Origin of the sequence: Serratia sp. T13T92, assembly GCF_047530105.1 — a bacterium.
GTDB classification, from domain to species: domain Bacteria; phylum Pseudomonadota; class Gammaproteobacteria; order Enterobacterales; family Enterobacteriaceae; genus Chania; species Chania fonticola.
The window spans coordinates 45465-58411 of sequence record NZ_JBLJAK010000013.1 but is presented as its reverse complement, the minus strand read 5'-3'; the positions used below and the strand labels follow the sequence as shown (position 1 = coordinate 58411).

The window sequence follows — 12947 nt, the reverse complement described above, 5'->3', positions numbered from 1 at the left end:
GCTACTTCTCTTCCCGCTCGAGACCAAAGTGCTTATAGGCATGATTGGTCGCCATTCGCCCACGCGGAGTACGCTGAATAAACCCCTGTTGGATCAGGAAGGGTTCGATCACGTCTTCTATTGTTTCACGCTCTTCACCGATCGCTGCCGCCAGGTTATCTAACCCCACCGGGCCACCGGCAAATTTGTCGATGATCGCCAGCAACAGCTTGCGGTCCATATAGTCGAAACCTTCCGCATCGACGTTCAGCATATCCAACGCCTGCATGGCCACTTCGCCATTGATCACCCCGTTGGCACGTACTTCGGCAAAGTCGCGCACGCGGCGCAGCAGGCGGTTGGCAATTCGTGGCGTACCGCGGGCGCGACGTGCCACTTCATGCGCCCCATCGGTAGACAGATCAAGACCCAGGCAGTTGGCACTGCGGGAAACGATATGTTCCAGATCGGCCACCTGATAGAACTCCAGACGCTGCACGATGCCAAAGCGATCGCGTAATGGAGAGGTCAAGGAACCGGCCCGCGTGGTGGCTCCAACCAGAGTGAACGGTGGCAAGTCGAGCTTGATCGAACGTGCCGCCGGACCTTCACCGATCATGATATCCAGCTGATAGTCTTCCATCGCTGGATACAGGATCTCTTCCACCACCGGTGAAAGACGGTGGATTTCGTCGATAAACAGGACGTCATGGGGCTCCAGGTTGGTCAGCATTGCCGCCAAATCCCCAGCCTTTTCCAGCACCGGACCAGAAGTGGTACGTAGGTTAACGCCCATCTCATTGGCCACGATGTTGGCCAAGGTGGTTTTACCCAACCCAGGCGGCCCGAAAATCAACAGATGGTCCAGTGCATCGCCGCGCTGTTTGGCAGCCTGAATAAAGATTTCCATCTGCTCACGCACATGCGGCTGGCCAACATACTCCGTCAGCAGCTTGGGGCGGATCGCACGATCCAGCACCTCTTCTTCATTGAACGGCTCGGCAGAGATCAGGCGGTCGGCTTCAATCATGGTCTACCCCTTTCCGGCCTACAGTGCGGCACGTAATGCTTCGCGGATTAATGCCTCGCAATCCGCACCCGGCTTGGCAACCTTGCTGACCATCCGGCTGGCTTCCTGCGGCTTATAGCCCAAGGCCACCAGCGCAGAGGCCGCTTCGGCTTCAATATCCATCTCCGCCGCTTTGGCCGCACTGGCCGGCAGAGGGATTTCGCTGCTGTTGTTGAACAGATCGCCGTTCAGGCCTTTGAAGCGGTCTTTCATTTCGACGACCAGACGCTCGGCGGTTTTCTTGCCCACGCCTGGTAATTTGATCAACGTAGTAATCTCTTCACGTTCTACCGCGCTGACAAACTGCTGGGCAGACATGCCTGAAAGGATCGCCAACGCCAGTTTTGGCCCTACGCCGTTCACTTTAATCAGCTCACGGAACAGCGCTCGCTCTTGCTTATCATTGAACCCATACAGCAGCTGTGCATCTTCACGCACCACGAATTGGGTAAACACGATAGCCTCTTGCCCCAGCTCCGGCAGCTCGTAAAAGCAGGTCATCGGCATATGCACTTCATACCCGACGCCATTGGTTTCAAGTAACACCAGCGGTGGCTGCTTTTCCAGAATAATTCCTCTGAGACGACCTATCATTACCCCTCCTGAATGGATCCCTGTACGCGGCGCACTGCCACGCAGTATTGATACAGCTTATACCATAAAAAAGGCTGGATGAATATCCAGCCTCCGATTGATAACAAAACGGCCATGCCTCGGCGAGCGCAGCATGCGGGCCACTAAGTTACAGGCCCCTAACGCAAACGCCCGCGCGCCAAATTCAACCGCCCTTCACTCATACGCAGCACGTTCTGGCTGAGATGGCAGTGAGTAATGGCGATAGCCAACGCATCCGCGGCATCCGCCTGTGGATTGGCAGACAGCTTCAGCAGTGAGCGAACCATATGCTGCACCTGAGACTTTTCCGCCGCACCGGTACCGACCACCGTCTGTTTCACCTGACGCGCCGCGTACTCAAACACTTCCAGGTTTTGATTGACGGCGGCAACGATCGCCACCCCCCGCGCCTGCCCCAGCTTCAGCGCCGAGTCCGGGTTCTTGGCCATAAACACCTGTTCGATGGCGAAGAAGTCCGGTTGAAACTGGGTGATGATTTCGCTCACACCGGCATAAATCAGCTTCAGGCGCGTTGGCATATCATCCACCACGGTACGAATACAACCGCTGGCAACATAGGTCAGTTGGCGGCCCTGCTGGCGGATCAGGCCATAGCCGGTGACGCGCGAGCCGGGATCGATACCCAGTATGATCGCCATTGCTACCACCACCCTGCATTGATTGTTGCCTGGCGTTGCCGGTTGGCAACGCCATCGTTCAGCCGCATTACAGCGTTTCAGCGATCTCGTCGGAGATCTCACCGTTATGGTAAACCTCCTGCACGTCGTCACAGTCTTCCAGCATGTCGATCAAGCGCAGTAACTTAGGCGCAGTCTCCGCATCCATATCCGCTTTGGTGGACGGGATCATGGAAACTTCGGCCGAGTCTGCCTCAAAGCCTGCGGCGGTCAACGCGTCTTTCACTTCACCCAGATTTTCCCAGGCGGTGAAGACGTCAATAGCACCATCGTCATAGGTCTGGATATCTTCGGCACCCGCTTCCAGCGCGGCTTCCATCACCGTGTCTTCATCCAGGCCCGGTGCATAGGTGATCACGCCTTTTTTGGTGAACAGATAGGCCACGGAACCGTCGGTACCCAGGTTGCCACCACACTTGGTGAAGGCATGGCGCACTTCTGCCACGGTACGGTTACGGTTGTCACTCAGGCACTCGATCATTACCGCAGTGCCGCCAGGGCCGTAACCTTCATAGATGATGGTTTCCATATTGGTATCATCATCGCCGCCTACACCACGGGCGATAGCACGGTTCAAGGTATCGCGTGTCATGTTGTTGGACAGCGCTTTATCGATAGCCGCACGCAGACGCGGGTTCGAACCCGGATCGCCGCCGCCCAATTTGGCGGCAGTCACCAACTCACGGATAATTTTGGTGAAAATCTTACCGCGTTTAGAATCTTGTGCAGCTTTGCGGTGTTTGGTGTTGGCCCATTTACTATGACCTGCCATAAAAAATATCTCCAAAAAGAACTACTGGACAGAATGGATCACAAACTCTTCAATCGCCTGCTGATTACTCCAGGACTTGGTCAGTTTGACCGCCTCGGACGCCTCAAGCCATTGGTAAGCATGATGTTCGGTCAAGACCGGATCGCGCTCATCAGGTAACGCCAGACAGAACCAGTGCTCTTTATTACGCGTGGTTCCCGGCGCATAGCGGTGTCGCAAATGGACAAAGAGTTCAAATTCCACACAGCGCTGGCAATCGAGCAACGGCAGACCCTCTGCTGCGATGTCGATGCCAATCTCTTCCATGACTTCGCGCTGTGCGGCATGCGGCGGCGATTCGGCGTCTTCAAGGCTGCCGGTGACCGACTGCCAGAACTCCGTATCGTCACGCCGCTGTAACATCAGCAACCGGCCACTGGATTTTGCATAAATCACCACCAGAATAGACTCGGGCCGCTTGTAATTCATCACTCGCTCTCTTGTTCGGCTGAGGCTTTCTTCACTACGCTGATCGCCAGTTCCTGCAACGAAGCCGGGTTGGCGAAGCTTGGTGCATCGGTCATCAGACAGGCTGCCGCGGTGGTTTTCGGGAAGGCGATAACGTCACGGATGTTCTCGGTACCGGTTACCAGCATCACCAAACGATCCAGACCGAAGGCCAAACCGGCGTGCGGAGGAGTGCCGTACTTCAGCGCATCCAGCAGGAAGCCAAACTTCTCGCGTTGTTCTTGCTCATTGATGCCAAGAATACCGAAAACGGTTTGCTGCATTTCACTGCGGTGAATACGCACGGAACCGCCACCCACTTCATAGCCGTTCAGCACCATATCGTAGGCATTGGCGATGGCCGAGGTAGGATCTTTTTGCAGCTCTTCCGGGCTCATATCGCGCGGAGCAGTAAACGGATGGTGCATCGCCGCCAGGCCACCTTCGCCGTCTTCTTCGAACATTGGGAAATCGACCACCCACAGCGGTGCCCAGCTGTCGAGTTTGGTCAGGCCCAGATCGCGGCCGATTTTCAAGCGCAGCGCGCCCATGGCGTCGGTAACGATTTTAAAGCTGTCGGCACCGAAGAACAGAATGTCACCGGTTTGCGCATTGGTGCGCGCCAGGATCGCTTCCAGCACTTCGGCACTGAGGAATTTGGCAATCGGGCTTTGCACGCCTTCCATACCTGCAGCACGATCGTTAACCTTCAACCATGCCAAACCTTTGGCACCGTAGATATTAACGAAAGCGCCGTATTCGTCGATCTGCTTACGGGTCAGCTGTGCGCCACCCGGAACACAAATCGCGGCCACGCGGCCTTTGGCATCGTTCGCCGGGCCAGAGAACACTTTAAACTCAACGTCTTTAACCAGGTCGGCAACGTCCACCAGCTCCAGCGGGTTACGCAGGTCTGGCTTATCGGAACCGTAACGGCGCATCGCTTCGGCAAAGGTCATGATCGGGAATTTACCCAGATCGACGCCCTTCACGTCCAGCCACAGTTCATGCACCAGTTGCTCCATCACTTCACGCACTTGCTCGGCGCTCATGAAAGAGGTTTCCACGTCTATCTGGGTGAATTCCGGCTGACGATCCGCGCGCAGGTCTTCGTCACGGAAGCACTTGACGATCTGGTAGTAACGGTCGAAGCCAGACATCATCAGCAGCTGTTTGAACAACTGTGGGGACTGCGGCAATGCGTAGAACTTACCTTTATGTACACGGCTTGGTACCAGATAGTCACGGGCACCTTCCGGCGTAGCTTTGGTCAGCATTGGGGTTTCGATATCCAGGAAACCGTGGCTGTCCATAAAGCGGCGCACAAAGCTGGTGATCTTGGCACGGGTTTTCAGGCGGTCGGCCATTTCCGGGCGACGCAGATCCAGGTAGCGATATTTCAAACGCGCTTCTTCGCTGTTGGTCTGGTTAGAGTCCAACGGCAGCGGTTCGGAGCGGTTGATGATCTCAAGCTGATGAGCAAACACCTCAACTTCGCCAGTCGCCATATCCTTGTTGGTCTGGCTTTCCGGGCGCGCACGCACGGTACCGACGATCTGGATGCAGAACTCGTTACGCAGTTCGAAGGCTTTGTCGAAGGCCGCTTTCTGATCCGGATCGAAGAACACCTGGACGATGCCTTCGCGGTCACGCATATCAATAAAGATCAGGCCACCCAGATCGCGGCGGCGGTTGACCCAACCACACAAAGTGACTTCCTGGCCGACGTGGGCCAGATTCAACTGCCCGCAATATTCAGTACGCATACGCTATCCTTTTGACTTAAGCCGATTCGGCCGGAGGTTGGCAGCAGTTGCTGTTTCCGCACGGCTATTATCTGACGAATTGTTATTTATCACCCGGTTTGAAGTCTGTTGCATACCAGCCGGTGCCCTTTAACTGGAAACCGCTGGCAGAGATCAACTTGGTCAATGCGGGCTGCCCACACGCCGGACATTGAGTCAACGGCGCGTCGGAAAATTTTTGTAGTTTCTCTAATCGATGTTGGCATGAGCCACATGCATATTCATAAATCGGCATAGATCGCTGGATTAAAGATTGGTGAAAAAAGGCGGTCATTATAAAGGAAATTCATGCGCCAGATAAGAGCGAACACGGCATTGTTGCAACGCTAAATGGTACCGAACGTTAAGAAACAACACATCGGTTAACAAATTTCCCATTAACTGGCAGCAGTTTTATCACGTAGCCTATGTCTCCGTCGTCTTTCAAATGCCAGTAGCACAACCTTAAATCCACTTTAACCCAGAGACGCACCCAATGTTGAAACTTGATGCCCAAACCACCGCCCTGGTCCTGATCGATCTGCAAAATGGCATTTTACCTTACGCCGCTGGCCCGCATAGTGCTAGCCAAGTCGTCACCCATGCAGCCCATCTGGCAGGGCGCTTTCGCGCGCTGAATGCCCCCGTGTTTCTGGTGCGCGTCGGCTGGTCTGATTCCTTTGCCGAAGCGCTCAAGCAGCCGGTAGATAAACCTTCACCGTCTCCGGTCGGCGGGCTGCCAGCGTCCTGGTGGGAATTCCCCGAAGAACTGGCGGTACAAGACAGTGATGTGCTGATCACCAAACGCCAATGGGGCGCATTCTATGGCACCGATCTGGACCTGCAACTGCGCCGTCGGGGTATCAAATCGGTGGTATTGGGCGGTATCGCCACCAATATTGGCGTGGAGTCTACCGCTCGCGCAGCCTGGGAACATGGCTATGAGTTGGTGATCGCCGAAGACATGTGCAGCACCTACAGTGCCGAGATGCACCAATTCGCCTTCGACAATATCTTCCCGCGTATTGCCCGTGTGCGCAGCACCAGTGAGATCCTTGCTGCGCTGTAAAATCTCATCTAGCTGTTGATAAAGAGTAACAGGTGGAAGTCATGCAGAACGCCGACACGCCGTAAATCCGTCCATGGAGGCTCGTATCGAGCATCCCTGCGCTCAACGGTCGGCTAACCTGCATTGACCTCCACCCGACTCAAGCTCAGGTGTTGCGGTGGTAAACACTGTTTTCGGCACTTGAAAGCAAGGCAGTATGACGCTACCGTTGTTGCCAAAATGTAAAACAGGGAAGATGAGCGTTTAATGTACATCGGACTACCGCAATGGCAACATCCGGCCTGGAACCGCATCGGCCTGCGCGATCTGGCGGACTACAGCCGCTATTTCAACTGTGTGGAAGGTAACACCACCTTCTACGCTCTGCCGAAGGCGGAAATAGTGCATCGCTGGCGCGACATGACCGGCGATGATTTCCGTTTTTGCTTTAAATTCCCCTCAGCGATCAGCCATAAAGCGGCCCTGCGCGGCTGTGAAGCCGATATCAAGGCGTTTTATGACTGCCTGCGCCCCCTTGAAGGGCGTATCGGGCAGCTGTGGTTGCAGTTGCCCGCCGCCTTTGCACCCGAGCATCTGGGCATTCTGTGGGCATTTCTTGATGCGTTACCGCCGGAATACACCTACGGAGTCGAGGTCCGTCATCTAGAATTTTTCGCCAAGGGTGAGGCAGAACGCCAACTGAATCAGGGTTTGCACCAACGCGGCATTAACCGGACCATCCTCGATAGCCGCCCACTGCACCATGCCAAACCGCACAGCCCAGCGATCCGCGATGCACAACAGAAAAAGCCCAAACTGCCGGTGCATGCAGTGGTAACGGCTAACAACCCGCTGATCCGCTTTATCGGCGGTGACGTGCTGGCGGACAATCAGCGCTGGTTTGAGTCATGGCAACAGAGGTTGCCTGACTGGTCGCAGCAACATCAGCCTTATCTGTTTATTCACACGCCAGATAACAGCGATTCACCGCAGCAGGCACAGAAAATCTGGCAAGGGCTACACGGCATAATTCCGAATTTAGCGATGCCTCCAGACTGGCCAGAGCAAGAAACCTTGTTTTAACCTATTAATCTGATGGGTCCTATCGGATATTTCCTCGCGACAGTCGCGATGATGGCAGTTATGATGCTCGTTGCCAGATTTGGTTACGAATGGAGTTAAAAATGGTAAGCGCGCTCTATGTGGTGCTTGGCGCATTGTTGTTGATCAAACTCTCTTATGACGTGGTCAGGTTGAGGATGCAGTACCGGGTCGCCTACGGTGACGGCGGGTTCTACGAGCTGCAAACCGCGATCCGCGTACATGGTAACGCCGTGGAATACATCCCGATCGCCGCCATTCTGTTGGTGATCATGGAGATGAACGGTGCCGAAGTCTGGATGGTGCATCTGTGTGGTTTGCTGCTGATGGCAGGCCGGCTGGTTCACTACTACGGTTTGCGTAACCGTGAAGTCCGCTGGCGCCGTTCGGGTATGGCGGCTACCTATCTTTCTTTGATACTGATGGTGATAGCTAATATCGTTTATCTGCCGTGGGACATTATCTTCAGTTTGCACTGATATCCCCTGTGTTCAGGCGGCCACGCCGCCTGCTTCTGCCTGCGTCGCTTTTCTGTTAGTATACGCCCCTTCGAATTCTGACCTGATTTGCCGCTATGCCAAACCGCGATACTCTTTTTTCCGCCCCGATCGCCAAACTGGGCGACTGGACCTTCGACGAGCGCGTTGCTGAAGTCTTCCCAGACATGATCCAGCGTTCCGTTCCGGGCTACTCCAATATCATTTCGATGATTGGCATGCTGGCCGAACGTTTTGTCCAGCCACACAGCCGGGTGTATGACCTGGGGTGCTCGCTCGGCGCGGCCACGCTATCGATGCGCAGGAACATCAGCGTCGAAGGTTGTCAGATTATTGCGGTCGATAATTCCCCCGCGATGGTAGAGCGCTGCCGCCGCCATCTTGATGCGTTCCGTGCCGATACGCCGGTCGATGTCATTGAGGCGGACATTTTAGACATTACCATCGAAAACGCCTCGATGGTGGTGCTGAACTTCACCCTACAGTTTCTTGAACCGGCCGATCGGCTGCGCCTGCTCGAACAGGTTTATCGCGGGCTACGTCCGGGCGGCGCCTTGGTGCTGTCAGAGAAATTCAGCTTTGAGGATGCGGATGTCGGTGAACTGTTGTTCAACATGCACCACGACTTCAAACGCGCCAACGGCTACAGCGAATTGGAAATCAGCCAAAAGCGCAGCATGTTGGAAAACGTGATGCTGACCGATTCGGTCGAAGCGCATAAAGCGCGCCTCAGGCAAGCCGGTTTTGAACATGCAGAAGTCTGGTTCCAATGTTTCAACTTCGGCTCGTTGATCGCCCTGAAATCAGGAGAAACCGCATGATCGAGTTTGGAGACTTCTACCAGCGCATTGCCAAAAGCCCGTTAAGCCACTGGCTGGATACGCTGCCGGCACAAATCACCACCTGGCAGCGCGAATCGCTGCATGGCAAATTCAAGCAGTGGTTCAATTCGGTAGAGCACCTACCTTCCCTGACGCCGATCCGGTTGGATTTATTGCATGGCGTACGTGCCGAGATGGAACAACCGCTGTCACCTGGCCAGCTCGAAGGCATTGAGAAAATGCTGCGTACGCTGATGCCGTGGCGCAAAGGGCCCTTCTCGCTTTACGGTATCGATATCGATACTGAATGGCATTCCGACTGGAAGTGGGATCGAGTGCTGCCGCATATTTCCCCACTGGCCGGCCGTACCATTCTGGATGTGGGTTGCGGCAGCGGTTACCATCTGTGGCGCATGGTCGGTGCCGGAGCGCATCTGGCGGTCGGTATCGATCCGATGCAGCTGTTCCTGTGCCAGTTTGAAGCGGTGCGTAAATTGCTGGGTAGCGATCAACGCGCCCATGTGTTGCCGCTGGGTATCGAACAACTGCCCGAACTGGCCGCTTTCGACACCGTTTTCTCGATGGGCGTGCTTTATCACCGCCGCTCCCCGCTGGACCACCTGTATCAGTTGAAAAACCAGCTGGTTTCCGAGGGTGAGCTAGTGTTGGAAACGCTTGTAGTGCCAGGCGATCGTCATCAGGTATTGGTGCCGGGCGACCGCTACGCGCAGATGCGTAACGTCTACTTTATTCCGTCTGCCGAAGCGCTGAAGTGCTGGCTGGAGAAATGCGGATTTGTGGACGTTAGAATTGCCGATATCTGCCCGACCAGCACTGAAGAGCAGCGCCGGACTGACTGGATGACCAGCGAGTCACTGGCTGAGTTTCTCGATCCTCAGGATCCAACCAAAACGATTGAAGGCTACCCGGCACCAATCCGCGCCGTGCTGATCGCCAAAAAACCGTAAGCCTTAACCGACTCATTATGTAAGGGCGTAGCAATTCTACGCCCTTTTAGTTGCCTTGTTATTTTCTCAAAGCCTCTAGCAGATCCTTTTCAAACACCCCGCTGGATGAACACTCGAAAGGCTTGACCTTATCGTTGCCATCGCCCGCTACTAGCCCCGCAACGCCATTGACTTGCACCATCACGTTAGTCCCTTCTCCGGCGCTAAAAATCTGCACCAAGATCCGGTAGGTAACATTCAGATTAGACGGCCCAGGCTGGTCTGAACAAGTCAGATACAGACTGGCCAGTTCAGTATCATTGCCCGTCGTGCCAACAATCCCAAGATGTGGGTCGACAAACGTGGCCTTTAACCCTTTCTGCGCAAAAATTGCCTCGGCACGGGTTAACAGCTCATCCGGCTTACGGTTACCTATCAAGGTGGGCTTCTCCGCAGCAGTCGGTTCACCAGTGGCAGTTTCAGCCGCACTGCCGGGCTGGTTACCGGTTTTGGTTGGCCCATACACCGAGACGCAACCACTCAATGCCAATGCCAGCAAAAAAGTAAAATATCTCATCACTCACCTGTAATACAGCGTGGCGCAGGCCGTTAACGACATAACAAGGCCGACAATCAGTAAATAACGCATCGCCCCTCCTCCATTAACGATAATAGGCCGCAACACAGCCCGATAATGAACAACAAACCAACATTAACCACACAACATAAACTCTCATGTATCCTCCTGACAAAAAGCGGTTGAACTTGTTTAGTAACAGCGCCATCAAACGGTATCTTCTCCACATCAAGATGTCGCTTCCTGTCAGGTGTGTGAGCGCTGGCAATACAATCGTGAGGAAACCAATCGAGGCTCAGCGCTGAGGATTGAACACTTTCTCTGGCGTGGTCGACTGGACAAATTCATAAGTGTTGTTAATGCTATGTATGGACAGGCTGTTGATAGCCTTGCTTATCATCATGACCGGCATAGGGATTGCCGTCATATTCAATATCGGCGGCATCGTGCAAATGCTCTCGGCCATTTTTCACTGGGTGGAGAGTCTGCGATAAGCCACGGCTGCCGGTTACATTTTATCAATATTTAAACTTAAGGCCGTGGCTCATCGTTAACTAGAGTTAAAGTGTTGGTATCGCGCCAACACCAGAGAAGTATAAACCTGTTTGCCCTGAGCACCTCTACCCTGTTCAGGGCTTTTTTTGCGCACAGATGCAAAAAGCCCCGAAGATTCGGGGCTTCAGACTGGTCTCGCAACCGGGCGCAGCATGCGGCCCCTACGAACTCACTCGGCAGGAGTCAGCATGGCCAACGCGTTCTTCATCGCCTCGACCGTTTCACCATCCACGCAGTAGTGGCTGAATTCGTCAAACTCATTATCGGCACACATGGTGACACCCGCCTTACGGTAACGCATGGTGGAAGGCACCGTATGCCCGGCCGAGCTATGCAATTCCTGAATACCGATATCCACAAACTTATGCATATTGCTCAAACGGACACCTGCACCGGCCATAATCACTGGCCCCTTGCTGGCATGCACCAAGTCGCGCAACAGCGGTAAGCCCAACTCGGCATTTTGCTGCTGCCCAGAGGTCAGAATGCGCGCCACGCCGAGTTGGGTCAGGTGTTCCAGCGCCACCATCGGGTTTTGACACATATCGAACGCACGATGGAAGGTCACCGCCATATTACCGCTTATTTTCATCACCTCGCGCATCCGCGCAAGATCGATATGCCCTTCGTCGTCCAGCATGCCGATGACTACACCGGCAAAACCCATCTCGCGGATTTGCGCCACGTCGTTCTTCATAATCTCAAAATCGACGGAGCTGTAACAGAAATCGCCCCCACGCGGCCGTACTATTGGATGAACGGGTATCGTTACCCGCTCCCGAGCCAGCCGCAACGATCCAAAGCTCGGCGTCAACCCGCCCTCACTCTGGCTGGCACACAATTCTATGCGGTCAGCGCCCGCATGCTCTGCTGTTATGGCACAGTCGACGCTATAGCAACAAACTTCCAGCTTCATTATTGTTACCCCCAGATAACGGTCAAAAATGCTACAGCAAACGTTAACCCGTCGCCCTTAGGCCACAGGATGACAATCTGATAAAAGTCTTAATGGCACGAGGTGCTAACTATGGCACTCAATTTTGATTAATGGATCGATCGCAGTCACAGTGGCGGCGTTAAGTCGGATAAATAACGCGAACGCATCATTTTTTCCCCTAACCCCCCATTCGAAACAGGCAACGAAAGACACGCTACTGTTTCACCCGTTCACTGGCCACGATGTCACGAATATGATGCGGATGGAATTTGATGGTGACATTGCCATCGGTGATCGCCAAGGTCGGATTGGCCAGGCGTTCGCCCTCACCTTTAGGTGAGCTCTGCTTAAGTTTGATGCCCGGCAGCAGCAAGGCTTCGTCCGCCAGATGTTCCAGGGCGCGAGCATACAGGGTAGCGGGATCGCCGCTTAGCACCAGCTCTACATGTTCCCATCCTTCATGTGGATAGCGTTTCTCGCCGGGGTATGGCAGTTCAATACAATCAATCTGCCAAGGACCAACCTGTAGTGGCTCATGGAGATCAAACAGGCAAATCGGCCTGCCGTTAATCATCGTCTCCGAAAGCAGCGATCCGCATTGCAGCAACCCCTGCCGCCAACGATCGGCGGTGCTGTTCTGATGGCAACGCAGCGAGATATGGTCTGCGCTGAATTTTACCAGCTCAAGATGGAGCCGTTGTGCAAACTGCTCCAGCGCCAGTTCAAAGCGAGGCAAATCGAGCGTCAGGTCGTTAAGTTCAGCGATCGATGACAAGGTAGTCATAAGTTTCTCAGGCTCTCCAGGATCTTTGGCAGGCCAATAATCTACACGTCGAATCGGCTTGAGGCTATGGATCAGAGAATAAAAACCTAACGGATGAACATAATGTTGTCTATTTTGCGCCCAAGCCTATTTTGGACCGAATTATCCTTCATGAAAGATGAAGCAATCAAGAATCGTCTCATATCATAATTAATTAAACCATTATTAATAATCTTAAGAACGCCTAATGTTTAATCGTTCTTTACCCCCTCAAGGACAACATATATAAATCACTTGA

15 protein-coding genes are annotated in these 12947 nt (G+C 54.1%); 5 read left to right on the top strand and 10 right to left on the bottom strand.

Annotated features, from left to right (window positions below; translation table 11 throughout):
• Position 1: 1 nt before the first annotated feature.
• The 7 genes from ruvB to ACMV5I_RS14255 form a co-directional block, all read right to left on the bottom strand.
• The gene (gene ruvB / locus ACMV5I_RS14285) at positions 2-1009 is read right to left on the bottom strand and encodes a Holliday junction branch migration DNA helicase RuvB (RefSeq protein WP_202672682.1); all 1008 of its coding nucleotides are present in this window, start codon (positions 1007-1009) and stop codon (positions 2-4) included.
• A gap of 18 nt (positions 1010-1027) precedes the next feature.
• On the bottom strand, positions 1028-1642 hold the full coding sequence (gene ruvA / locus ACMV5I_RS14280; RefSeq protein ID WP_021806658.1) for a Holliday junction branch migration protein RuvA: 615 nt from the start codon (positions 1640-1642) through the stop codon (positions 1028-1030).
• A gap of 158 nt (positions 1643-1800) precedes the next feature.
• Positions 1801-2322, bottom strand: coding sequence for a crossover junction endodeoxyribonuclease RuvC (ruvC, locus tag ACMV5I_RS14275; RefSeq protein ID WP_021181146.1), 522 nt, complete (start codon positions 2320-2322; stop codon positions 1801-1803).
• Between the two features lie 67 nt (positions 2323-2389).
• Positions 2390-3133 (bottom strand): YebC/PmpR family DNA-binding transcriptional regulator, encoded by a 744-nt coding sequence (locus tag ACMV5I_RS14270; RefSeq protein ID WP_121607039.1) that lies wholly within the window; start codon positions 3131-3133, stop codon positions 2390-2392.
• A 21-nt stretch (positions 3134-3154) separates the two neighbouring features.
• Complete coding sequence (nudB, locus tag ACMV5I_RS14265) at positions 3155-3601, bottom strand: dihydroneopterin triphosphate diphosphatase (protein ID WP_414824652.1); 447 nt, start codon at positions 3599-3601, stop codon at positions 3155-3157.
• Positions 3601-5385, bottom strand: a complete 1785-nt coding sequence (gene aspS / locus ACMV5I_RS14260; protein WP_046808306.1) for an aspartate--tRNA ligase — start codon at positions 5383-5385, stop codon at positions 3601-3603. The genes nudB and aspS overlap by 1 nt, the downstream gene beginning before the upstream one ends.
• 82 nt (positions 5386-5467) lie before the next feature.
• The gene (locus ACMV5I_RS14255) at positions 5468-5659 is read right to left on the bottom strand and encodes an FmdB family zinc ribbon protein (RefSeq protein WP_071683691.1); all 192 of its coding nucleotides are present in this window, start codon (positions 5657-5659) and stop codon (positions 5468-5470) included.
• Positions 5660-5899: 240 nt separating this feature from the next.
• Here ACMV5I_RS14255 and ACMV5I_RS14250 point away from each other — a divergent pair, with 240 nt between their 5' ends.
• The 5 genes from ACMV5I_RS14250 to cmoB all read left to right on the top strand — a co-directional run bounded on the left by ACMV5I_RS14250 (position 5900) and on the right by cmoB (position 9838).
• The gene (locus ACMV5I_RS14250; RefSeq protein ID WP_411752617.1) at positions 5900-6472 is read left to right on the top strand and encodes a hydrolase; all 573 of its coding nucleotides are present in this window, start codon (positions 5900-5902) and stop codon (positions 6470-6472) included.
• A gap of 246 nt (positions 6473-6718) precedes the next feature.
• Entirely contained in the window at positions 6719-7534 is an 816-nt protein-coding gene (locus ACMV5I_RS14245; protein ID WP_414824628.1) for a DUF72 domain-containing protein, read from the top strand.
• Positions 7535-7635: 101 nt separating this feature from the next.
• Positions 7636-8031: an MAPEG family protein gene (locus tag ACMV5I_RS14240; RefSeq protein WP_024486445.1), complete on the top strand. Its 396-nt coding sequence runs from the start codon at positions 7636-7638 to the stop codon at positions 8029-8031.
• Positions 8032-8126: 95 nt separating this feature from the next.
• A complete protein-coding gene (gene cmoA, locus ACMV5I_RS14235) occupies positions 8127-8870 on the top strand; it encodes a carboxy-S-adenosyl-L-methionine synthase CmoA (protein WP_021806664.1) in 744 nt (247 codons plus the stop codon).
• Complete coding sequence (gene cmoB, locus ACMV5I_RS14230) at positions 8867-9838, top strand: tRNA 5-methoxyuridine(34)/uridine 5-oxyacetic acid(34) synthase CmoB (protein ID WP_414824627.1); 972 nt, start codon at positions 8867-8869, stop codon at positions 9836-9838. Before cmoA ends, cmoB begins: the two co-directional genes overlap by 4 nt.
• Positions 9839-9896: 58 nt before the next feature.
• Here the strand turns inward: cmoB and ACMV5I_RS14225 are convergent, their stop codons facing one another.
• From ACMV5I_RS14225 to ACMV5I_RS14215, 3 genes are all read right to left on the bottom strand, one after another.
• On the bottom strand, positions 9897-10394 hold the full coding sequence (locus ACMV5I_RS14225) for a hypothetical protein (protein WP_414824626.1): 498 nt from the start codon (positions 10392-10394) through the stop codon (positions 9897-9899).
• A 724-nt stretch (positions 10395-11118) separates the two neighbouring features.
• Entirely contained in the window at positions 11119-11868 is a 750-nt protein-coding gene (cutC, locus tag ACMV5I_RS14220; RefSeq protein ID WP_414824651.1) for a copper homeostasis protein CutC, read from the bottom strand.
• Positions 11869-12100: 232 nt separating this feature from the next.
• A complete protein-coding gene (locus ACMV5I_RS14215; protein WP_024486441.1) occupies positions 12101-12670 on the bottom strand; it encodes a VOC family protein in 570 nt (189 codons plus the stop codon).
• Between the last annotated feature and the right edge of the window lie 277 nt (positions 12671-12947).